General features: G+C 48.4%; 21 protein-coding genes. All 21 read left to right on the top strand.

Annotation, left to right across the window (positions count from 1 at the left end; translation table 11 throughout):
* Nucleotides 1-11: 11 nt before the first annotated feature.
* The 21 genes from EYQ01_01635 (at nt 12) to guaA (ending at nt 23,664) form a co-directional block, all read left to right on the top strand.
* Nucleotides 12-917: a hypothetical protein gene (locus tag EYQ01_01635; protein ID HIE64514.1), complete on the top strand. Its 906-nt coding sequence runs from the start codon at nt 12-14 to the stop codon at nt 915-917.
* A gap of 206 nt (nt 918-1,123) precedes the next feature.
* Nucleotides 1,124-2,884: a biosynthetic-type acetolactate synthase large subunit gene (gene ilvB, locus EYQ01_01640; protein ID HIE64515.1), complete on the top strand. Its 1,761-nt coding sequence runs from the start codon at nt 1,124-1,126 to the stop codon at nt 2,882-2,884.
* Nucleotides 2,885-2,923: 39 nt separating this feature from the next.
* On the top strand, nt 2,924-3,460 hold the full coding sequence (gene ilvN / locus EYQ01_01645; protein HIE64516.1) for an acetolactate synthase small subunit: 537 nt from the start codon (nt 2,924-2,926) through the stop codon (nt 3,458-3,460).
* A 136-nt stretch (nt 3,461-3,596) separates the two neighbouring features.
* Nucleotides 3,597-4,610 carry a ketol-acid reductoisomerase gene (gene ilvC / locus EYQ01_01650; GenBank protein HIE64517.1) on the top strand — a complete coding sequence of 338 codons (1,014 nt, stop codon included), beginning with the start codon at nt 3,597-3,599 and terminating at the stop codon, nt 4,608-4,610.
* 60 nt (nt 4,611-4,670) lie between these two features.
* On the top strand, nt 4,671-5,315 hold the full coding sequence (locus EYQ01_01655; protein HIE64518.1) for a phosphatidylserine decarboxylase family protein: 645 nt from the start codon (nt 4,671-4,673) through the stop codon (nt 5,313-5,315).
* On the top strand, nt 5,312-6,139 hold the full coding sequence (pssA, locus tag EYQ01_01660) for a CDP-diacylglycerol--serine O-phosphatidyltransferase (protein ID HIE64519.1): 828 nt from the start codon (nt 5,312-5,314) through the stop codon (nt 6,137-6,139). The genes EYQ01_01655 and pssA overlap by 4 nt, the downstream gene beginning before the upstream one ends.
* A gap of 93 nt (nt 6,140-6,232) precedes the next feature.
* Nucleotides 6,233-7,780: a 2-isopropylmalate synthase gene (locus tag EYQ01_01665; GenBank protein ID HIE64520.1), complete on the top strand. Its 1,548-nt coding sequence runs from the start codon at nt 6,233-6,235 to the stop codon at nt 7,778-7,780.
* 29 nt (nt 7,781-7,809) lie between these two features.
* Nucleotides 7,810-8,922 (top strand): 3-isopropylmalate dehydrogenase, encoded by a 1,113-nt coding sequence (leuB, locus tag EYQ01_01670; GenBank protein HIE64521.1) that lies wholly within the window; start codon nt 7,810-7,812, stop codon nt 8,920-8,922.
* Nucleotides 8,919-9,932 (top strand): aspartate-semialdehyde dehydrogenase, encoded by a 1,014-nt coding sequence (locus EYQ01_01675; protein ID HIE64522.1) that lies wholly within the window; start codon nt 8,919-8,921, stop codon nt 9,930-9,932. Before leuB ends, EYQ01_01675 begins: the two co-directional genes overlap by 4 nt.
* Nucleotides 9,933-9,971: 39 nt before the next feature.
* Complete coding sequence (gene pyk / locus EYQ01_01680) at nt 9,972-11,399, top strand: pyruvate kinase (GenBank protein ID HIE64523.1); 1,428 nt, start codon at nt 9,972-9,974, stop codon at nt 11,397-11,399.
* 389 nt (nt 11,400-11,788) lie between these two features.
* Nucleotides 11,789-12,826, top strand: a complete 1,038-nt coding sequence (locus EYQ01_01685; GenBank protein HIE64524.1) for an LOG family protein — start codon at nt 11,789-11,791, stop codon at nt 12,824-12,826.
* Nucleotides 12,823-13,749, top strand: coding sequence for a homoserine kinase (locus EYQ01_01690; protein ID HIE64525.1), 927 nt, complete (start codon nt 12,823-12,825; stop codon nt 13,747-13,749). Before EYQ01_01685 ends, EYQ01_01690 begins: the two co-directional genes overlap by 4 nt.
* A 214-nt stretch (nt 13,750-13,963) precedes the next feature.
* Nucleotides 13,964-14,950 carry a class 1 fructose-bisphosphatase gene (locus EYQ01_01695; protein HIE64526.1) on the top strand — a complete coding sequence of 329 codons (987 nt, stop codon included), beginning with the start codon at nt 13,964-13,966 and terminating at the stop codon, nt 14,948-14,950.
* 67 nt (nt 14,951-15,017) lie between these two features.
* The gene (gene gcvH / locus EYQ01_01700) at nt 15,018-15,404 is read left to right on the top strand and encodes a glycine cleavage system protein GcvH (GenBank protein HIE64527.1); all 387 of its coding nucleotides are present in this window, start codon (nt 15,018-15,020) and stop codon (nt 15,402-15,404) included.
* The gene (locus EYQ01_01705) at nt 15,373-15,819 is read left to right on the top strand and encodes a helix-hairpin-helix domain-containing protein (GenBank protein HIE64528.1); all 447 of its coding nucleotides are present in this window, start codon (nt 15,373-15,375) and stop codon (nt 15,817-15,819) included. The genes gcvH and EYQ01_01705 overlap by 32 nt, the downstream gene beginning before the upstream one ends.
* An 11-nt stretch (nt 15,820-15,830) precedes the next feature.
* On the top strand, nt 15,831-17,015 hold the full coding sequence (locus EYQ01_01710) for a tyrosine--tRNA ligase (protein HIE64529.1): 1,185 nt from the start codon (nt 15,831-15,833) through the stop codon (nt 17,013-17,015).
* Between the two features lie 116 nt (nt 17,016-17,131).
* The gene (locus EYQ01_01715; protein HIE64530.1) at nt 17,132-17,563 is read left to right on the top strand and encodes a nucleoside-diphosphate kinase; all 432 of its coding nucleotides are present in this window, start codon (nt 17,132-17,134) and stop codon (nt 17,561-17,563) included.
* Between the two features lie 208 nt (nt 17,564-17,771).
* Nucleotides 17,772-19,256 (top strand): hypothetical protein, encoded by a 1,485-nt coding sequence (locus EYQ01_01720; protein ID HIE64531.1) that lies wholly within the window; start codon nt 17,772-17,774, stop codon nt 19,254-19,256.
* On the top strand, nt 19,253-20,560 hold the full coding sequence (gene bamD / locus EYQ01_01725; GenBank protein ID HIE64532.1) for an outer membrane protein assembly factor BamD: 1,308 nt from the start codon (nt 19,253-19,255) through the stop codon (nt 20,558-20,560). The genes EYQ01_01720 and bamD overlap by 4 nt, the downstream gene beginning before the upstream one ends.
* A gap of 90 nt (nt 20,561-20,650) precedes the next feature.
* Nucleotides 20,651-22,120 carry an IMP dehydrogenase gene (gene guaB, locus EYQ01_01730; protein HIE64533.1) on the top strand — a complete coding sequence of 490 codons (1,470 nt, stop codon included), beginning with the start codon at nt 20,651-20,653 and terminating at the stop codon, nt 22,118-22,120.
* Entirely contained in the window at nt 22,120-23,664 is a 1,545-nt protein-coding gene (guaA, locus tag EYQ01_01735; GenBank protein ID HIE64534.1) for a glutamine-hydrolyzing GMP synthase, read from the top strand. Before guaB ends, guaA begins: the two co-directional genes overlap by 1 nt.
* The last annotated feature ends 30 nt before the right edge of the window (nt 23,665-23,694 follow it).

The following is a 23,694-nucleotide window of genomic DNA, read 5'->3' on the forward strand; positions in this document are numbered from 1 at the left end:
AGGGGGAGAGAATGTCCAGAAAAAGAATGATGTGGATGGCGGGCTTGTTGATTGTGTTGGTAGGCTTTGCCAATTATCCTGCCTTGGCAGATGGGGTTCCCGAAACACAGGCCTTGTCCACGGAACGGCCGTTGGTCGAACCGCTTCCGCCTCCATTCTTTGCAGGAAAAGAGATCCCCGCTCCTCTCCCGCCTGAGCCGGTCCAACCGGAGATTGAGGAAACGCTTCCTCCGCAACCTGACTTCTGGGCCTTATTTTCCAATGGCATGATTGTAACAGACCTACAACCAGACGGGGAAATTCGAGCTGCCGAAGATGCCAAAACCATGCTGGGTGATGGAGATATTGTCTATTTGAAATCTTTCCGTGAAGAGTTCGTTGATGAAGGGCAATGGGTTGTATTCAAGACAATGAAGGATGTTTATCATCCAAAGACCAAGGAACGGCTGGGCGACCTCGTGAATGTTCTCGGACTCATAGAGGTCACTCATGCCGATAAGGACTCGGCAACAGCGCAGATTGTCCACTCAAAGGAACCGATTTCCAGGTCGGATTACATTATTTCAGTTGAAAACCTGTTTAAGAAGGTTGATCTGAGCGACCAGGCCCTTCCTGAAAACACAGAAGGGACTATTGTGGAGGTTCGGGACAATCGCAGAAGCAATGCGCAGCATGATATTGTTTACATTGATTACGGGAGAAATGACGGCGTGGTGCGTGGTGACCGGTTTTCGATCATTCACAGTGGACAACGGAGTGATTTTCGTTTGTCCAGAAAGGCAGTCGGTCTTCCTCATCGTGAAGTGGGTGTTTTGGTCGTTCTTTCCACGCAGGATCGGACCGCGACCGCACGCATTGTAGAAAGCAAAGAACCGATATCCAAAGGAGATTCCATCCTGTTCCTATCCTCAAGATAATCCTTCCATAAAAACCGTTTTCTCTGCAATGACATTCCGGTTGACTCCGGTAGTTGGCTATGTTAAGAATAGTAAACTCATGATAACATTGGGTTTCTGTCAGCACAGCTTGATTCCTTTTAATCCGTATCCACGGACTTACAGGATTTGCGAACAGACCTCAGTTTGTCTCTTAATGGTGTCTGGCTCTTTTAAGGAGAAGGATGATGAAACTATCCGGGTCTCAAATACTCATCGAATGTCTCAGGAAGGAAAATGTTAAGGTCGTCTTTGCTTATCCGGGCGGAGTGAATCTTCCCATTTTTGATGTTCTTTACGATGAAAAAGAGATCGAGGTTATTCTCTGTCGACATGAGCAGGGAGGAACTCACATGGCGGAAGGGTATGCCCGGGTGACAGGGCGTCCCGGCGTTGTCCTGGTGACTTCGGGGCCAGGCGCAACCAATACGGTGACGGCCATTGCCGATGCTTATATGGATTCGACGCCTCTGGTTGTATTGACCGGCCAGGTCCCAACACAATCCATCGGAAACGATGCCTTTCAGGAGGCAGACGTCGTCGGGATTACGCGTCCATGCACGAAATACAATATACTGGTCAAAGATGTTAATGATCTCGCGAAGGCGGTGAAAGAGGCCTTTTATATCGCAACCTCCGGACGTCCCGGTCCTGTATTGGTTGATCTTCCGAAAGATGTTGTCTTGGCGAAGACTGAGTTCAAATACCCCGATAAGGTTTATATTAGAAGCTACTCGCCCAACTACAAAGGGAATAAATGGCAGATTAAGCAGGCAGCCGAAAGTATTATGAAAGCAAGAAGGCCGGTCATTTATGCGGGTGGCGGGGTTCTTGCTTCCGGCGCATCTCAGGAGCTGCTGGATCTGGCCGAGGGTATGCAGGTCCCGGTAACGCAGACACTCATGGGTTTAGGGGGATTCCCGGGGACTCACCCCTTGTCGTTAGGGATGTTGGGAATGCATGGCACCTATTGGGCGAATATGTCTATTCATCATTCCGATTTGATCATTGCCGTGGGTTCCCGCTTTGACGACAGGGTAACCGGCCGGGTGGCTGACTTTGCTCCGGGGGCCAAGATTATCCATATTGACATCGATCCGACATCGATCCATAAGGTTATCAAAGCAGACATCCCGATTGTGGGAGATGTCAAGGTTATCTTGAGTGGCCTCAACCAGATTTTAAAATTTTCCGAGAATGGGCAATCGGGAAAGAATCAAGCCTGGTTGTCTCAAATCTCAGATTGGAGAAAAGAACATCCACTGGCATATGACCAGGGAGACAAGATCATTAAGCCACAATATGTGATCGAAAGAATATATGAGGCCACCCGAGGGAAGGCCATTGTCTCAACAGACGTGGGTCAGCACCAGATGTGGGTGGCGCAGTATTACAAGTTTGACCGGCCGAGAACCTTTCCAAATTCGGGTGGTCTGGGGACGATGGGCTATGGGCTTCCCGCCGCGATCGGGGCGCAAAAGGCCTTTCCGGATGACCTGGTTTTTTGTGTCGCTGGGGATGGGAGCATTGTCATGAATATCCAGGAGATGGCGACGGCTGTAAGCTACAACCTTCCGGTCAAGATTGCGGTGATTAACAACAAGTACCTTGGCATGGTGCGTCAATGGCAGGAGCTCTTTTATGATCGACGCTACTCATCCAGTTATCTAGGAGACGGACCTGACTTTGTCAAACTGGCCGAGGCCTTCGGGGCCGTGGGTCTACGCGCAAAAGAGATCGGGGAGGTGGATCAGGTACTCCAGGAAGCTCTGGCCGTAAAGGGACCTGTGATGATGGATTTTCAAGTCGACGAGGAAGAGAACTGTTATCCGATGGTCCCCGCCGGTGCTGCAATTCATGAAATGGTATTTTCTGATCCTGAGGAAGCGGAGCCGAAGAAGCAGGGAGAGAAAGAGCAGAAAAAGGCCGATGGGGTTCTCACGGCTTGAATCATTTTATTCACTCTGTAACAATATCGGGTGGGATGAATGCAGCATATTATATCTGTTCTTGTCGAGAATAAGTTTGGAGCCCTGTCCCGTATTTCAGGGCTTTTTTCTGGAAGGGGGTTTAACATAGAAACCCTTTCCGTAGGACCGACTCTGGATCCTTCGGTTTCAATGATGACGATTGTCACAGAGGGCGAAGACCGAATCATTGAGCAGATCACAAAACAGCTCAATAAGCTGGTGGATGTGATTAAGGTGGTTGACCTGATCGAGAAGGCTTATGTTGAAAGGGAGACCGCGCTCATCAAAGTAAATGCCCGCCCGGAAGATCGGGCGGAGGCCTTAAGAGTGGCCGATATTTTTCGCGCGAATATCGTCGATTCCTCACCCAATACATATACGATCGAAATCACCGGGGATGTGAACAAGGTTGAGGCCATTATCAACCTTCTCCGGCCTCTGGGGATAAAGGAATTGATCCGAACGGGTAGAATCGCGATTGCGCGTGAAGAGGTAAAAATAGCGGCGGTCAGGGGAAATTTAGATCGAAGAGTATTGTCGGGTCAGGCGAAGTAGCATGTCACGATTCAGCACACCCATCTTCTCCTCCATGGCGACCTTACTGTGGTACTCGAATCCTCGCGAAGCCAAATAGTGGCATGCTGAAGAGTTGCAATAACTTTTTGTTCAATCAAATGAAACGGAGATTAAAATGAAAATTTATTATGATCAGGATGCCAATACTGAGATTCTCAACGAAAAAAAGGTGACCATTGTTGGTTATGGGAGTCAGGGGCACGCCCATGCTTTGAATCTCATCGACAGCGGAGTTTCGGTTACGATCGGTTTGAGAGAAGGCCGGTCCTGGGACAAAGCAGTCAAATCCGGTTTGAAAGTCATGCCTGTTGCTGACGCGACGAAGGCCGCAGATATTGTGATGATGCTGACACCGGATGAAATCGGAGGAGATCTCTACGAAAGTGAAGTTGCGCCTAACCTTAAAAAAGGGGCTTACCTGGCCTTTGCGCATGGATTTAATATTCATTTTGGCCAGATTGTTCCAGGAGCCGAGGTGAATGTGTTCATGGTGGCGCCGAAAGGACCTGGGCATCTGGTTCGGTCGGAATTCCAGAAAGGAAGCGGCGTCCCGATGTTGATCGCGATTCACCAGGATCCTTCCAAGCAGACCAAGGAGGTTGCCCTTGCTTATGCAAAGGCGATTGGCGGAACACGAGCGGGTGTTCTGGAGACCGATTTCAGGGAGGAAACTGAAACAGATCTTTTTGGCGAGCAAGCAGTTCTCTGTGGTGGATTGACCTCGCTAATTTCGGCCGGATATGAAACTCTGGTTGAAGCTGGTTATTCTCCTGAAATGGCCTACTTTGAATGTCTCCATGAGGTGAAACTGATCGTGGATCTCATCTATGAAGGCGGCATCACGAATATGCGGTATTCAATTTCAAATACCGCCCGTTATGGAGACCTGACCCGCGGCTCCCGAATTGTGACCGATGAGACAAAGAAGGAAATGAAAAAGATCCTGGATGAGATTCAGAGCGGTCAGTTTGCCAAAGAATGGATGCTGGAAAACAAGGCAAGACGTCCGGTCTTTAATGCGCTGGCCAAGAGGGGCGAAAACCATCCCATTGAAGAGGTTGGCGCGAAACTCCGCGCGATGATGCCCTGGTTGAAAAAGGATCTTCTGGTGGATCGGAGCAAGAATTGAGGGGTCGTCGAGTTCAGATCTTCTTCCCTGCCTGCAAAGACGGTAGTTTATTGAGGAATGATGCAGGATAGGCGATTTCCCATTGCGAAAGAGGGTTTTGTCTTTATCGGGATCGCCGGAAACCTGATCCTTCCGGCGTCCCTTTATCTTGGTTGGGCGGGGGGTATATTTCTTAGTGTACTTACCCTTTTCTGCACCTATTTCTTCAGGGATCCGGAACGGGTTATCCCGAAAGGTGAGGGAGTACTGGTTTCTCCTGCGGATGGGAAAATCGTCGATATTTCCTCGACGGAAGAAGGGCGGTTTCTAAAAAAACCAGCAATCAAGATCAGTATCTTTCTGGATATTTTTAATGTCCATGTCAACCGAAGTCCTGTTGCTGGAAAGGTGCTTGACATTATCTACAATAAAGGCCGTTTTTTCGCCGCGAATGTTCCGAAAGCTTCGCTGGAGAATGAACAGAATGCCCTTATCCTGGAAACGGATTCTGGAAAAAAAATCGTCTGTATCCAGATTGCTGGTCTGATCGCAAGGCGTATTGTTTGCAAAACGAACCTCGGTGAAACCCTTCAACGGGGTGAACGCTTTGGTCTGATTCGTTTTGGTTCCCGAGTTGATTTATATCTTCCGATTGAGACGGAGGTTCGTGTCTCCAAAGGAGATAAAGTTTTAGGCGGTGAGAGTGTGATTGGGGTATTAAGATGAGAAAAAAGAAAAAGCGGCCGATCAGGGAGTTACGGAAAAAAGGGATTTACCTCATTCCAAACCTGTTCACAAGCGGCAATCTTTTTTGCGGGGTTTTTGCCATTATCTCCGTTTTTAACGGTCATTTTAGCACGGCCGCAACAGCAATCCTGATTGCGACTGTTTTTGATATGCTGGATGGCAAGTTGGCACGTTTAACAAATACAACAAGCCGTTTTGGGCTTGAGTATGATTCATTGTCTGATCTTGTTTCTTTTGGTGTGGCTCCCGCGCTCTTGGCCTATTCTTGGGGACTCCAGTCTTACGGGCGCCTGGGTTGGGTGGCAGTTTTTCTCTTCATTGTTTGCGGGGCTCTTCGGCTTGCACGATTTAACGTTCAGGTTTCCGGGCCGGAAAGCAAAGGGTTTATCGGGCTTCCGATCCCAGCTGCTGCGACCCTGGTTGCGACAACAATTACTCTGGATGGATATATTCTTGATTTTGGGAAAGAGGTCCGTCCGGTCCTGATGTTGGGTGTTATCTATGTATTGGCATTTCTCATGGTCAGCAATATCCGTTACCGAAGTTTCAAAGATTTGAATCTGAGAGATCGAAAGCCCTTCGGTGCTCTGGTCGGCTTGGTCCTTATTCTCTTGGTCCTTGTGACGGCTCCTCAGGTCATGCTTTTTTCTGCGATTTTCCTGTATGTTCTTTCCGGAATAACAGAACGGCCCTTGATCGCGCTTTACCGGAAGTTCGGAAAACAACCCCCAGAGGATTCTCTACTTCAAGCAGAAGAAGAGATTGAAGACATTGAAGATAAGGAGATCATTCTTAAACATTAAATGTAACATTGCGTTACGATGTGGTATAAAAAGAGTGGCCTTCATCAATCTGAAATACCCTGATGAGGGCCACTCTTTTAGGAGAGAATAGTAATGTCACGACTGATTCGGATATTTGATACAACGCTTCGCGACGGGGAGCAGTCTCCCGGTGCGACCATGAATGTTGAAGAGAAGGTCTTTATTGCCAAACAGCTTGCTCGTCTGGGTGTTGATGTTATTGAGGCTGGTTTTGCGTTTAGTTCTCCCGGAGATTTTGAGGCCATCCAAAAAATCTCCCAAGAGATGGAAGGACCGGTGGTTTGCAGTCTCGCACGGGCTAAGACGGCAGATGTTGACAGTGCATGGGAGGCCTTGAGAGGAGGGGCAAAGGTCAGAATCCACACCTTTATCTCCACATCGGATATTCATTTAAAATATCAGTTCCGGATGACACGGAAAGAGGCACTCGATCGGGCCGTAGAAATTGTTCAACATGCGCGTGGGTATGTTGATGATGTTGAGTTTTCACCGATGGACGCAACCCGTTCCGAAGAATCTTATCTCTGTGAAATGCTGGAAGCCGTGATTGCCGCGGGTGCCAAGACGGTAAATATCCCAGATACGGTCGGGTATACGACGCCGGAGGAGTTTCACCGGCTAATTCAGGAGATCCGAAGGCGTGTGCCCAATATTGATCAAGCCGTGATTTCAGTCCATTGCCATAATGACCTGGGGCTTGCCGTGTCCAATTCCTTGAGCGCGATTCATGCCGGGGCCGGACAAGTGGAATGTACCATCAACGGCATTGGAGAACGTGCTGGAAACGCCTCCCTTGAGGAGGTGGTCATGGCCTTGCGGACACGACAGGATTTTTTTGAGGCGGATACGCAGATTACGACAGAAGAAATCATGACAACAAGCCGATTGGTAAGCCGGATCACAAGGATGCCGGTCCAGCCTAATAAGGCCATCGTTGGTGACAACGCCTTTGCCCACGAATCAGGAATACATCAGGATGGGCTGCTGAAGGAAAAGATGACGTATGAAATCATCCGCCCGGAATCGGTCGGCGTCGGGAAGACACGCATAGTGTTGGGAAAACATTCCGGACGGCATGCCTTTAAGAATCGGCTTGAGGAACTGGGTTATCACCCGAATGCGCCTGATTTAGATAAGGCATTTGAACGAATGAAAAACTTGGCCGATCAGAAAAAAGAGATTTTTGACGAAGACCTGGAGGCCATTATTTCAGAAGAGATGGGTAGAAAAGTAGAGCGTTACCACCTTATCTCCCTCCATGCTGAAAGCGGGAGCAATATCTCTCCGACTGCGACGATTGAACTGGCAGTGGGAGATCGTGTTCTGAAAAAAGTGGAACAGGGAGATGGTGTTGTCGATGCTGCCTACAAAACAATCGCGTCGATGACGGAGACGAAGAGCCATTTGAAATCCTATATTGTAAAAGGAATTACCGGCGGTACGGACGCTCTGGGAGAAGTCACGGTCATCCTTGAAGAGGGAGAAAAACGTGTCATGGGACACGGCGCTGATACCGATATCATTATTGCCTCCGTCCGCGCCTATCTGAATGCCCTGAATAAACTGGCAGCGTGGGAAGATAGGAGAGATAAAGGGACAAAGGAAGTGGGTTTAATTTAGGGGAATGGAGCGAAATCATGGTGAATAGTATGAAAGTGGCGGTGCTTCCTGGCGATGGAATTGGGGTGGAGATTGTTCCGCAGGCAGTGGCTGTCCTGGAGGTCATTGGGAGGAAGTTTGGGCATCGATTTGAATTTGAATCTGGCATTGTCGGGGGAGCAGCGATCGATCAATTCGGGGAGCCGTTGCCAGAGGAGACCCTTCGGCTGGCAAAGAATGCGGATGCTGTTTTGCTTGGGGCTGTCGGCGGTCCAAAGTGGGAGGGAATGGATTACGCGATTCGTCCCGAACGGGCGCTGCTGGGGCTTCGTGAGAAACTGGGTCTTTTTGCCAATCTCCGTCCTGCAATTCTCTATCCGATGATGGCCGATGCCTCAACCCTGAAGAGGGAAGTCATCGATGGGATTGATCTGATGGTTGTTCGGGAATTGACCGGGGGGATCTATTTTGGCTCACCGCGCGGTATTGAGAAATACGGGGATGAAGAGCGGGGAATCAATACCCTGGTTTATACCACTTCTGAGATAAAGCGGATTGCCCATGTGGCCTTTGAGGTTGCTCGGAAAAGGCGCAAGAAGGTAACATCCATTGATAAGGCCAATGTCTTGGAGGCGACCGAGTTGTGGCGTAAGGTGGTTATTGATGTCCATCAGTACTATCCGGATATTGAGTTGTCACATATGTATGTCGATAACTGTGCCATGCAGTTGATTCGGAACCCGAAGCAATTTGATGTCCTGGTGACGACAAATATGTTTGGTGATATCCTCTCAGATGCGGCGGCGATGCTCACCGGATCAATCGGAATGCTCCCATCCGCGAGCATGGGTGGACAGACGGGAGAGAAGCCAAGTGGTCGTGTTCAGGGAATGTATGAACCGATTCACGGGAGCGCGCCAGATATAGCAGGACAGGATATTGCCAATCCCCTTGCAACCATCCTCTCCGCAGCGATGATGTTGCGCTACTCCTTTGGTCTTGAGAAGGAGGCTTGCGCGGTCGAAGATGCGGTTTTCAAGGTACTGGAAGAAGGCTATCGAACACCTGATATATTTTCGGAAGGGACACAGAAAATTGGTACAAAAGAAATGGGAGATTATATTGTGGCACGGCTAAAAGAGGGGAAGTCTGTAAGTTCATGAAGAAAAAGGACTCATACCATGTTGCGATTATGGGAGCGACGGGTGTTGTTGGCCAGGAAATTCTTGAAATCCTGGAGGAACGAAAGTTTCCCATTGAAGAGATCCATCTCTTTGCCTCCGAACGCTCTGCCGGTTCAACGATCTCTTATGGGGGCCGGGAAATCGTGGTTCGGGTTTTGAAAGAAGATGTCTTCGATGGGATTGATCTGGTCCTCGGGGCGACTGACAGTGATTTAAGTCGAAAGTTCACCCCTCATGCGGTTGCGGCGGGCTGTGTGGTCATTGATAATTCGAGCGCATTTCGAATGGAACCCAAGGTTCCCCTGGTCGTCCCGGAGGTGAATGGAGATGTTATCTTCACACATCGAGGGATTATTGCCAACCCAAACTGTTCGACGGCCCAATTGGTTGTTCCCTTGAAACCGCTTCACGATGCGGCAAAAATACGGCGTGTTGTGGTGACAACCTTTCAGTCGGTCTCCGGCAGCGGGAAGGAAGCGATGAGTGAATTAATGGAACAAACGAAAGCGGTTCTTTCCTTCAAAGAGGTGGAGTGCCATGTCTACCCGCAACAGATTGCCTTTAACTGTATTGTGAATTGGGATTGTGATCCGGAAACAGGGTATACCGAAGAAGAGACGAAGATTATTGAAGAGACAAAAAAGATCATGGGAGAACCCTCTCTCCAGGTGACGGCGACGACCATTCGGGTTCCCGTGTTCCGTTCGCATGGTGAATCGGTTAACATTGAAACGGAAAGGGAGCTCGATCCGAACGAGGCCCGGGCACTTCTTTCGGCCGCGCCGGGGATTACGGTATTTGATGACCCTTCGCGAAAGATCTATCCCACCCCGCTTGATACAGTGGGCCAGGACAATGTCTACGTCGGTCGAATCCGAAAAGACCGCTCCGTCACGAACGGCCTTCATCTTTGGGTTGTTGCAGATAATCTGCGAAAAGGGGCCGCTCTCAATGCTGTTCAGATTGCCGAAAAACTCATACGAGATTGAAGAGATGACCGGCCTCAAGGTAATGTCACTGAACTTGTTGTGATAAAAAGAAGAAAAGCCAAAATTATCTGTACCTTGGGGCCAGTGAGTTCTTCTGAAGAGATGATCTTCCAGCTTGTCCAGGCGGGGGCCGATGTATTTCGTCTGAACTTTTCCCACGGTCTTCAGAAAGAGCATGCAGAGTCGATCCGCCGAATCCATCGGGTTTCTAAAAAAGTAGGAAAACCGATTGCCATTATCCAGGATCTTCAGGGCCCGAAGATTCGAATTGGTCATCTTCAGGAGACGGCTTATCGATTAAAGCGGAATGCATCTTTTGTCATCAGGAAGAGATCGGTTCAAGGAACGGGTTCTGCTGTTTCGACCGATTATCCGGCCTTGTCTGATAAAGTCCGGGAGAACGACCACATCCTGATCAATGACGGTCAGATCAACCTCCGTGTCCTGAAGATTAAGGATGGGGATATCTATTGCCGGGTGGTTGATGGGGGAATTCTGAAAGCGCAGAAAGGGATTAACGTTCCGGGAAGAGAGTTGGGACTCAAATCCATGACCGCCAAGGACAGGCGCGATCTGGCCTTCGGTCTGGCACAGGGTGTTGATTATATTGCCGTTTCCATGGTCCGAACGGCTCAGGACATTATTCTGGTTAAGCGTTTAATCCGGAAACACGGGCATTATGTTCCTGTCATTGCAAAATTGGAACAGGCGATGGCAATGGAGAATCTGGACGACATTATGACCGCGGCCGATGGTGTGATGGTTGCGAGAGGAGATCTAGGTGTTGAGATCCCTCTGGAGCGGGTTCCACTCCTCCAGAAAAAAATTATAAAAAAGGCAAACCTGGTTCATATTCCTGTCATTACGGCGACTCAGATGCTGGAATCGATGGTCGAGCAGGCCAGGCCGACCCGTGCCGAGGTTTCAGATGTGGCGAACGCGGTTTTTGACGGGACGGATGCCGTTATGCTTTCCGCTGAAACGGCTTCTGGAAAACACCCGGTGAAAGCCGTTCAGATGATGAGTCGGATCATTCTTACTGCTGAGGAGCGGCCTCCGGATCTGGATATTCCATCGACGGGGGAGCTTTCCCTGGCAGATGCAGTGAGCAATACCGCATGCCATCTTGCCTCTCCGATGAATACAAAAGCGATGGTGACATCGACCCTTTCAGGGGATTCTGCCCTCCGTCTCTCTAAATACCGGCCCAAGGTCCCGATCCTGGCCTTTACCCCTGATCCTGAAGTGGAACGTCGAATGGGTCTTTTTTGGGGTGTGTATCCTCAGCCGATGTCAATGTTAAAGGCAGCGGATGATATTTTCGATGAAATGGTCCATGAGATCAAACGGAGAAAGCTGGCAAAACAGGGGGATCTTTTGGTGATGGTTTCCCAATCTCCGCCTCAAGGTCTAAAACTAAGAGGCGGAGCCTCGACGGATCTCATCAAGGTCCATTGTTTAGAGTAGAGAGATAATACCCCAAGAAAGATGTTTTCTGGGCACTTTTTTATACAACATTTTCAATCCCTTTCTCAAAAGTGATACAAAATTTATCCGTATGGCAATGTTTGGAGATTGCCTGAACCGTTTGTTTCTAATTCCGAGATTGTGGAATTAAAAACCGCCGATTCGCCTGCTTATACTGCGTTATCGGCCATTTTGTTCCTCACCGTACGGGTGAGTACGCCTCGGTCTCAAAATGGTCTCTGGCCTTGTCTTTCAGGCGACTTATCGGTTTATCCCAATATCCAGTGCGGATCTTGGATTTGTACATATTGTTGACAGATCCTTCCCTTTAGGAAATAATGGTCATAAAGAATATTGGGGTATTATACGTGTGGTTGGGATAAAGGCAGATGAATAATAAGGCACTCGGGGATCAGATTCGAAAATTAATTGAATTGAGTGGCGGGAATCTCGAACATGAGGATTTAATCTCTGAGATGATATCAACCGTTCTTCGCTTATCAACAGATCGTGCCGCACGTGGAGATGTTAAGATCATACACCAGGCATTGAAAGAGATACGCTATGGTTTTAAGCTCTTTTCTCCTTATCAAAAACGGAAAAAAGTCAGTGTCTTTGGTTCGGCCCGCAGTAATCCCTCGGAGGCGATTTATGAGCATGCGGCCGCGTTTTCAAGAAAGATTTCCTCAAAGGGATTCATGGTCATTACGGGTGCCGGAGAGGGGATCATGCGCGCGGCTCAGGATGGGGCAGGCCCCGGTAATAGTTTTGGGATTAATATTATGCTTCCCTTTGAGCAAGGGGCGAATGAATTTATAGAAAATGACCCAAAACTGATGACCTTCAAATATTTCTTTGCCCGGAAACTCTTTTTTATCAAGGAGGCCAATGCCATCGCCCTGTTTCCCGGTGGATTTGGTACGCATGATGAGGCCTTTGAGGCATTGACCCTCCTGCAGACAGGAAAGACCGACCCCTTGCCCCTGGTTTTGGTTGATGTTCCTGGAGGAGGATATTGGAAGGCATGGCAATCCCACCTGGAAGATGCTTTCCTTTCTCGTGAGTTGATTTCACAAGAGGACATGGATCTTTTTAAGGTTACGAATGACATCGACGAAGCGGTCGATGAAATAGTGCGTTTCTACCATAACTATCACTCGATCCGTTTTGTCGGGGACAGCTTGGTGGTTCGATTGAATCACCCCATTCAGAGAGAGATGCTCGATTATCTTAATGATCTTTTTTCAGATATTTGTAAGAAAGGAAAAATTACTGATACGACAGCCCTTCCGGAAGAGAGGGATGAGCCTGATTTGGCCGGATTGCCCCGGATTATTTTTCAATTTAATCGAAAGAACTTTGGGCGACTTCGGAAAATGATAGATGTGATGAATATCTTCCCTGTAAAAAAACAGGTTCCTTCATGAAGAATATCCGCATATTTGCACCTGGTTCTGTCGGCAACATCGGCCCTGGATTTGATGTGTTGGGAATGGCGGTCTCGGGTATTGGGGATACGGTTTCGATGACAAAACGTTCTGAGGGGGGTGTGTCGATCCTCGGGATCACAGGGGATCAAGGGCGCCTTTCACATAAGGCAGATGAGAATACGGCTGGAATTGCGGCCCAGGTGGTTCTGGATCATTTGGGTGTATCCGAGGGAGTGGATTTGAAGCTTCACAAGGATATTCCCGGAACCGGTCTTGGGAGCAGCGCGGCAAGCGCAGTGGCCGCGTCGCTTGCCGTCAATAGCCTCTTTGGAAATCCCTTAACCAAGGATGCACTCATTCCTCTCGCCGCTGTTGCGGAAACCAAAGTCAGCGGGGGCCTTTTCCTCGATAACGTGGGTCCATCCATGATGGGGGGTGTGACCTGGAATAATCCCTTTACACAAGAGGTGGTTTCCCTGGGTTGCATCGATCAGGCCGTACTCGTTATTATTACTCCTGATTTTGCCCTTTTAACGAAGGATGCCAGGCGTGTGCTTCCTTCTTCCATTGAGATGAAGCAGTTTGTCCACAATATGGCCTATGCGGCAATGATTTCCTGGGCTGTGGCGAAGAATGATCTTGATCGCTTTGGACAGTCGATTGAAGACCATGTCGCGGAGCCATCACGGGGTCCGCTCATAAAAGGCTTTGCTGATGTAAAAAAAGCCGCTCTCTCCGCGGGGGCTCTGGGTTGTTCCATCTCCGGCGCTGGCGCGACAATATTTGCAGTGTGCGGGACAAAAGAAAAAGGGGAGAAGATTGGAAGGGCAATGGCCGATGCTTTTGAACGAAATCATGTGGTCGCAAAGTTTCGTGTTACAAAAATGGACCAGCAAGGCGCGCGTATTGCAGGAAACTGACATAAGGGACCTCTGAATAAGTCATGAATTGTTTTTTTAGGGCAAAAATGTTCCACTTCTGCGTTACAAATCTTAGCAATAGCGGGCTATTCTCTGCGATATGCGCCTTGAATCGAAATATTTTATTTCCTGAAAAACTCACCCTAGACTTAAACAGAGGTTCCATAAGTTACTAGCACGGGAAATTCAATCCCACAAATTTAAAGGAGGTCTGATGGAGTTGGGTTCTACACTGACGCAGTTCCTGATTGAGCAGCAGTGGAAGTTTAAGAAATCTACCGGGGAATTTACCGGACTGCTTGCCGATATTGCCACTGCTGCGAAAGTTATATCACGGAAAGTCAAAAAGGCCGGCTTGAACGACATCCTCGGTGACCAGGGGGGGAAGAATGTGCATGGTGAACAGGTCCAAAAACTGGACCTTTTTGCCAATGATGCCTTCATCCGGGCTTTGAGTCCGGCAGGTCAACTCATCGCGATTGCCTCAGAAGAAATGAAAGATCCGCACCAGATCTCTGAGAAAGCCCCAAAGGGGAAATATGTCCTCCTGATGGATCCCCTGGATGGATCTTCAAATATTGATGTGAATATCAGCATCGGGTCCATTTTCTCAATCTATCGGCGAAAGAGTAATGGGGCGCGGGCGACGATGGAAGACTTTCTTCAACCGGGCCGCCTCCAGGTCTGTGCTGGTTACATCCTTTACGGTTCGAGTACCATGCTGATCTATACCACCGGTTTTGGCGTTCATGGATTTACGCTTGACCCGGGCATCGGAGAGTTTCTCCTTTCTCATGAAAACATGCTCATTCCAGAGGAAGGAAAGATTTACAGCATCAATGAGTCGTATGCTTCACGATGGGATGAAGGAACCCGAAAATATGTTGAAGAAGCCAAGAAGGGGGGCAAGACCGCACGTTATGTGGGTTCGCTCGTGGCCGATTTTCATCGAAATTTGTTGAAGGGGGGAATCTTTCTCTATCCGGCCGACAGCCACAACCCGGATGGAAAACTCCGGCTCCTCTACGAGGCCTCTCCACTCGCCTATATTGTTGAACAGGCCGGGGGAAAGGCAACTACAGGACATGATCTGATCCTTGATGTTACTCCAAAAAAGCTTCATCAAAAGGTTCCGCTAATTATTGGGAGCAAGAAGGATGTTGAACACGCTGAGGCCTGTTTGAACACGCAAAGCCCTTGACAAGATGCCCCGCACTGGTTTATAAATTATTTCCAATTCACAGAATCGAAGAATGTCTTATAAGTCAATGATTCCAGAAGATCTTCGCTATCATAAAGACCACGAGTGGGTCCGTGCCAACGGGAAAAAGGCTGTCATTGGAATCTCGGATTTTGCCCAGGAGAATCTTGGGGATATTGTTTATCTGGAAATCCCAAAGCTAGGACTGACCGTTGAGGTAGGGACAGAAATCACAGAGATTGAGTCCACCAAAACAACGTCTCCGTTGTATGCGCCTGTCGGGGGTAAGATCGTTGCGGTCAACGAGATCCTGAAAGAAAAACCGGAATTGATTAATCAGGATGCCTACCGTGATGGTTGGATTGTAGAGATTGAGATGAACCAGCCCAATGAGCTGGAACAATTGATGACGGCCAGGGATTATGAGTCTTTTCTCCAGAAGGAGGAACATTAAAGGGTTCGTCCGTTTTATCCGCTTCATTCTCAATGAACCATCCCTTCTTAAAATCATAATACTCTTCATTGTTTTAATGGTTGTCTTCAATTTCAGGTTCTGGGCTGAAGGACAGGCGCCGCAGTTCTTGTTGCAGGCATCCAAAAATTCTGTTAAAGCCGTCTCGGCGAAATCCAGACTTCCTGTCGATAAAAAAGGTCGCACTTTCAGATCGATCGATGTGAATCGTGCCTCTCAAATAGAGCTTGAATCCCTTCCGGGTATAGGACCAAAATTGGCGGATGCCATCATACAGGATAGACTTCAAAAAGGGCTGTTTCTTCGGGCCGATGACCTTCTTCGGGTCAAGGGTATTGGTCCCAAGCGCTTGGAAAAGATAAGCCCTTTCCTTCTTTTCGGCTCGGATGTCAAATGATGGAAAAAAATATGCATGATGCCAAAGCCCAGGAAGCTCTGCTGTGTGGAGGGGCCGTAGAGGTTCTTCAACAGGATGACTTCCTTGAGAGGATCAAAAAATCAATCAGTGAAAGCAAACCGCTCCGAATAAAAATGGGTGTTGATCCGACCACGCCCTACCTTCATCTGGGACATACGGTTCTGTTTCAAAAGATGAAACAGTTTCAGGATCTGGGTCATGAGGTGATCTTCCTTATTGGTGATTTTACCGGAATGATCGGTGATCCGAGCGGACGGTCTCAGATGCGTGTGCCCCTCACTCCGGAACAGGTCACAAAAAATGCGGAAACCTACAAAGAACAGATCTTTAAAATACTCGATCCGGATAAAACAGAGATTCGGTTTAACAGCGAGTGGATGGGTGAAATGTCAGCCGTAGATCTAATTGATCTGGCCTCTAAGTATACGGTGGCCCGGATGATTGAGCGGGACGATTTCCAAAAGAGATTTAATGCCAAATATCCAATCGGGATACATGAATTTTTGTACCCTTTGATTCAAGGCTACGATTCTGTTGTTTTAAAGGCCGATGTGGAACTCGGAGGGACCGATCAAAAATTCAACCTCTTGGTAGGACGCGCTTTACAAAAAATAAATGGACAGCCACAACAGGTCGTTCTAACCATGCCGCTTCTTGAGGGTTGCGATGGCGTGCGTAAAATGAGCAAGAGCTTTGGAAATGAAATTGCCCTGGAAGCCAAGCCCTCTGATATGTTTGGAAAGATCATGTCTATCTCAGACAAATTGATGCATCGATTCTACGAACTGCTGACTGAGGTCTCTCTGGAGGAGGTCCGAAAAATTCACCCGATGGAGGCGAAACTCAACTTGGCCTTGCTGCTCGTCGGGCGCTTCCATGGAACTGTACTTGCACATGAGGCGAAGGATCAATTTGATGTTACGGTGGGCAGAAAAAACTCGAGCGGTCATGTATTAGAGTTGAAGTTATCTTTGACGCCGAAGCGGGTGATCGACCTGATCTGTGAGCAAGCCTGGACAAAAAGTAAAGGGGAAGCACGACGGCTTGTTCAACAAGGGGCTGTAGAAATTAACGGGAAGAAAATAACCGATCCGAATTATGAGATTGTTCTCAGTAAGGGGGAGCGATTCGATTTGAAAGTCGGGAAGAAAATTAGATATAGCCTTGTACTATAAGTATATATAATCTGCGTGAGTCGCTTGATCCTTTCTGTTTGTATTCCGTTCCCGAAGGGAGGAAGGCAGGGGGTGGAGGGCGGCCTATCGCTTATTAAAGATAATAAGGAGGAGTAATGACTGAACGAACACTTTCAATGATCAAGCCGGATGGGGTTTCCAAGAATGTAATTGGTGAGGTTCTTCGGCGATTTGAGGCGGCACATCTCAAGGTAATAGCGATTCAAATGAGAACCCTGACGAAAAAAGAAGCGGAAGGTTTTTATGCCGTTCATCGAGAGAGGGGATTTTTTGACAGCCTGGTAACATTTATGTCTTCAGGACCCCTTGTCGCTCTTGTTCTGGAAGGGGAGGGGGCAATCTTAAAGAATCGTTCCCTGATGGGAGCGACCGATCCGAAGCAGGCTGAAGCTGGAAGTATCCGTGCCGATTTGGCTGGAAGTATCGAAGAAAATATTGTTCACGGATCCGACTCAAAAGAAACTGCCGACTTTGAGATCTCGTATTTCTTCAGTCAGTTAGCCCTTAATAAAGGAACCTCCGAATAAGTCATGAATTATTTTTTCAGGGCAAAAATGTCCCGTTTCTGCGTTGCAAATCTTGAAAATAGCAGGCTATGGCTTCGCGAGAACCATCCTCTGCAATTTTCACCTTGAATCGAAACATTTTATCTCCTGAAAAATTTAACCCAGACTTAATCAGAGGTTCCTAAAGAGACTTATTCTGGACAACCTTATCCGGAAGGATAAAAATAGAATGTCACAAGGTGAGACCCGGCATGGACGGTCGCCTTCAGTACGCTCCAGTCTGATCAGCAATAAATATTACGATGTTGTTTTTATTGGGAGTACGCTGGTTTCACTTGCGACCGCGGCTCTTTTGGCAAAAAAGGGTCAGTCCGTCTGTTTTCTCGATACGACAGACCTGTTGGAATCGTCTGTCCCGGATGCCACTTTCTATTACACTCTGGGTCCCTATCTCTACTTTGGTTTCGAAAGAGGAGGGGCCATGGAAGGATTTTTTTCTAAATTGGGTCTTCCGATCCCAAATTTAAAGAGAGACGGTCTTTTTTATCACAGATCTAATCCATCCTTACAGGTGGTACAGTCTTCTCATCGCCTGAATGTCTACTCTAAAAAAGAAGATTATGCAGATGAACTCAAAAGAGAGTTTGGAAAGCAGATTCGGCATATCAAATCCTGCCTGGAAGAAGTAGAACATGTTGACCGGCTGTTTTATCCCTTTCTTGGTCGGTTTTCCCAATTAGAGCTCCGAGGGTTTGGTGACCGCTTGAATGAGTGGGGTCAGAGGCGTGATTTTTCCAACGCCTTGGGTCGTCATCAAAGGAAATCAGCGCTTTATTTTTTAGCGCCGTATCCCTTTGACAAGGCCTTTCTTGAATATCTGGATCTTCATGCCCTTTTTGCATATAGAAAAAAATTGGCTGAGATCTCTTCTTATGAACTCATTACCTTGATTTCAGGGCTTCAGAGGGGGGGCGTCCGAGTCCTTGGAGGATGTCGAACCGTAATCCACTTTCTCCAGAGGCTGATTGAAAAGTGGGGAGGAGAAGTCCTGCATCGCAAAAAAGTATCGGATATTGAGATGGCGGGGAAAAGACTTGTCGAAGGGATAAGACTTGACGATGGGTCTCTCCTGAGGGGCAGAAAATTCATCGTCTCGCAATCTGAAAATGACGCTGTCCTTCATTTTTATTATCACATTCAAGCGGAGCTTATTCCTTCCCCTATGAAGGAAACCCTGATTATGACTTGGGGGTCGGCTCCTCCAAAGGGCTTTTTTGATGCCTTAATTGTTCGCCTCAGTCTCGCACAAGAGGAAGAAGGTTTCCCCTCAGGTCTCCGGGGGCTCTCCGTCACGGCCATTATGCAACCTGGAAGTCACATTGATTCAACGCATTCTGACCATGTGAAAGAAAGAGTTCTCGATCGCCTTCATTGGTTGATTCCCTTTTCAAAAATGAGCATTAAAGAGATTGGGAGGTCTGCTCCATTACAGAAATCGGACAGTTTAGTTGGGAGAAGGTCTCTTTCGTCTGAACTTGAACGTCGTTTAAGACAAAATACCAAGTCGGTATCAAACGGTATATTGAACTATCTGCAACCGAGAGAAGGAAAGAATCTTTTTCTCCTCCCTTCAGATTTTTCCAACCCCGTTGGGGGAGGCGCTTCCTTCCTCGCCGCAAAAAGTCTGGCAGATAAGATAGAGAAATCCAAATGAACATCAGACAGATGCTTGCATCTCTTATTTTACTGTTGCTATTAAGCGGATGCATTCGTTCGATCAGTCGATTTGATGACCGGGGATGGGATGATTTACTCAAGGGAATCGATGCCTATCGGGAAGGGAGGTATGAGGAAGCCATTCCGGTTTTGCAGGATGTCATTGAAGCATACCCTGGCGAAGCGATCCTGGAAGAGGCACAATGGTTCCTGGTCAATTCCTATCTTGGTGCAGAAGAGAACACCCTAGCGCTCCGGGAACTTGAATTTTTTTTGAAGAATTACACGAATAGCCCACATGAAGAACTGGCTCAGGCTTTTCTCTTTCGTCTTGACCCGCTCCACAAAAAGACCGTTGCAATCTATATTGATCCGGGCATGCAGGATTTTTTTGGCTTGGAACTCAAGCGCTTGAAAGAGAAGGGAGCGAATACGATTATCCTGCCGGTGACATACAGTGTGGCCTCAAGGCGGTTTGTCTTGTCTGGAGATTTTAGGAAGGCGGAAAGATCTCTTTTAGATTGGATTGAAACAGCGCATCTGACGGGTCTTCGTGTCATTGTAAAATTAAGCCTCCGTGAAATTTCCACCGTGAGTGAAAAGAGGCCTCAGTGGCACGACTTGCGCTATGAAAAAGAGAAAAGAATTTTAGTGCCGACGGATAAACTTGATATTTTCAACGAAGACGTTTACAGGGTTCTCCTTCAACTTTATCGCCGTCTTGCTCAATATCCAATTGATGGTATATATGTTGAAGGGATTGCCTATGGGATTGATGAGGGATGGACCTCGCTTGCCCTCAATCAGTTTCAGGATCTGTTTCTGGAGAGGCCATCTCCCTTTCGATTGATTGGAAATCCAGGTAAAATATCTGACAAGATGTCTTCAATTCCCCGAGGACAACAATTTTGGCACTGGGTCGGGTGGCGAAGCCGTTATATTAACCGTTTATTGAAAGATCTTCAGGCGGAGGTCAAGTCGGTGCGGTCGGAAATACAATTTGGTATTGCGGTCCCTCATTTTATCCTGGTGGATCCCCTGAAAGGACTGGCCGAAACGTCGCTCGATCTTCTTGAATTAAATCAATCGAAGTTTGATTTCTACCTTCTGACCTCCTATTCCGGTGCTCCGGCTCCTCTGAATCTACTGAACGATCTTTTACGCTATGAAATTAGGCCGGAGAGAATCTGGTTGCAATCGGAATCAAATGCTTCCCAAAGTTTTCTTGGGGGGGAGCCCTCTTTACAAGGACTTGTCATCCGGAGTCATCAGGATCTGCTCAGGGAATCTTTTAATCATTGATTGAAGAACCCAAATCGTACTGTTTCCTTGACCTTAATCCTCCGTTTATGCTAGTAAATACCAACCTTTTTCGTAACGAAAGAATATGTGATGCTTCCGGATAGAATCAAAGAAGGATTGACATTTGATGATGTTCTGCTCGTGCCGGGACGGTCTTCTGTATTGCCCAAGGATGTCAATCTTACCGCAAAACTGACCCGACATATCAAGTTACAGATTCCTATAGTCAGCTCCGCGATGGACACCGTGACCGAGTCCCGGTTGGCGATTGCCCTCGCGCGTCAAGGCGGGATCGGTATTATCCATCGGGCCCTTTCTGTTGAGGCCCAAGCGGTAGAGATAGACCGCGTGAAGAAGTCGGAAAGCGGTATGATTATCGACCCCATTACCATTTCTCCGGACCAACGTTTACAGGACGCGCTTGATTTAATGGCCCAATATCGGATTTCAGGCATTCCCGTGACAAAAAAAGGGAAATTGGTGGGTATCTTGACCAATCGGGACCTTCGATTTGAGACCAGAATGCACCTGAAAGTCTCTGAGGTGATGACCAGGAAAAACTTGATTACTGCCGCGGTTGGGACGACATTGGAGGATGCCCGGAAGACCCTCCATGAAAACCGGATAGAAAAACTTCTGGTTGTGAATGATCGTTATGAGCTCAAAGGCTTAATTACAATAAAGGACATTGAAAAGAAGATTAAATTCCCCAATGCCAGTAAAGACAGTTTGGGGCGCTTGCGTGTCGGCGGAGCAGTCGGCATCGGAGGGGACTCGAAAGAACGGGTTGCGGCCCTCTTACGCGCCGGGGCGGATCTGGTGGTTGTTGACACGGCCCATGGCCATTCTGTCTCCGTTCTGGATACGATTCGGTCGATTCGAAAGCTGTATCCGGATGCGGAGATCGTCGGGGGGAACGTGGCGACCGCGGAGGCAACGGTTGATCTGATCAAGGTCGGGGTTGATGCGGTCAAAGTGGGGGTGGGTCCCGGATCGATCTGTACGACGCGGGTGATTGCCGGAGCCGGAGTCCCTCAACTCACAGCGATCTCTGAGTGTGCAAAGGCGGCAAAGCCATACAAAGTTCCAGTGATCGCGGATGGGGGGATCAAGTTCTCGGGCGATATTGTGAAGGCGATTGCGGCAGGTGCCAATTCTGTCATGCTCGGCGGGCTTTTTGCCGGGACCGAAGAGAGTCCTGGAGAGACGGTCCTGCTTCAGGGGAGAAGTTACAAGGTTTATCGGGGGATGGGGTCGATCGGGGCAATGGAACGGGGAGGAAAAGACCGTTACTTTCAGGAATTTGAACCCGAATCAAAGCTTGTTCCTGAGGGGATCGAGGGGCGCGTACCTTACAAAGGAACCTTATCCGGCGTCGTCTACCAACTCATTGGTGGATTGAGGGCGGGGATGGGCTATTGCGGGACGAAGACGATCGCCGTGCTTCAAAAGAAAGCGAAATTTATCCGGATTACCTCTCCGGGCATACTGGAGAGCCATCCCCATGATGTGATTATCACAAAAGAAGCCCCAAACTATAAGAGGGGAGGATCAATTTAATCCCTAAAACCAGCGACAAGATCTTAATCCTTGATTTCGGGTCCCAATATACCCAACTTATTGCCCGCCGTGTTCGTGAAAGCCGCGTTTATTCCGAAATTGTTCCTTACCATCTCTCACTCGATGAAATAAAATCCCATCAACCCACAGGACTGATCCTGTCCGGAGGACCGGCAAGCGTCTATGGCAGGAAGGCCCCCCGATGTGATGCCGGAATCTTTGATCTTTCTATACCCGTTCTGGGGATTTGTTATGGGATGCAGTTGATGACCCATCTCGTGGGGGGAAAGGTTGCGCGTTCCAGCAAAAGGGAATATGGGCGTGCCGAATTGTCCCTGATGGAGCGCTCCCTCCTTTTTCGGGGATTGCCACGTAGGATGTTGGTATGGATGAGTCATGGAGACCGGATTGAGACCCTTCCGCCGGGCTTTCATGCCATTGCCCAAACGGCCAACTCTCCTGCCGCCGTGATAGAGGACAAGCGGCGTAATTTTTATGCCATTCAATTTCACCCCGAGGTGGCGCATACGCCGAATGGCGTCAAAATCCTCCAAAACTTTATATACAAAATCTGCGGGTGTAAACCAACTTGGGACATGGGATCGTTTATCCATGAGGCCGAAGAAGAGATCAGTCGGCAGATCGGTAGCGGAAAGGCCATTTGCGGACTGAGCGGCGGGGTGGATTCAAGCGTCGCGGCGGTCCTTGTTCAACGGGTGATCGGAAAACGCCTGAAATGTATTTTCGTGGACAATGGACTTTTGAGGAAGAATGAGGCCAGATCTGTTAAAACAACCTTTAAAAACAACCTAAAGCTTAACTTAAAATGTGTGGATGCATCAGACCAATTTTTAAGGAAACTTTCTTCTGTTATTAACCCGGAGAAGAAACGAAAAATAATAGGCCGCACCTTTATCTCAATCTTCAATGAGGAGTCGAAGCACTTTGGGGATGTTGATTTTCTGGTTCAGGGAACCCTCTATCCTGATGTGATCGAGAGCGTCTCTCTCAAAGGACCCTCTGCCACGATCAAGACACATCATAACGTCGGCGGCCTGCCGAAACGGATGCGCCTCAAAACGGTCGAGCCCCTCAGGACCCTCTTCAAGGATGAAGTCCGTAGGCTGGGGCTTAAGCTGGATATTCCGGAGCCGCTTCTTTATCGTCATCCCTTTCCCGGTCCCGGCCTCGCGGTTCGTATCCTGGGGAAAATCACAAAGGAGAGACTGGACCGCCTCCGGGAAGCAGACGCCATCTTTGAGGAAGAGATTCGATCTACGGGCCTCTACCGGTCGATCTGGCAGGCCTTCGCCGTGTATCTCCCGATTCAGAGTGTGGGTGTGATGGGAGATGAGCGCACCTATGAAGACGCCATTGGCCTTAGGGCCGTGACCAGTCAGGATGGTATGACGGCCGACTGGTTTGAATTTCCACACGATGTCCTGAAGCTTATTTCCAGTCGGATTATGAACGAAGTCAAAGGCATCAACCGCGTTGTCTACGATATCTCCTCTAAACCCCCCAGCACGATAGAATGGGAGTAATATTACTTTGGATGAGTGAGACGGTACCAC

This window comes from Candidatus Manganitrophaceae bacterium (assembly GCA_012960925.1).
Taxonomy (GTDB): domain Bacteria; phylum Nitrospirota; class Nitrospiria; order SBBL01; family JAADHI01; genus DUAG01.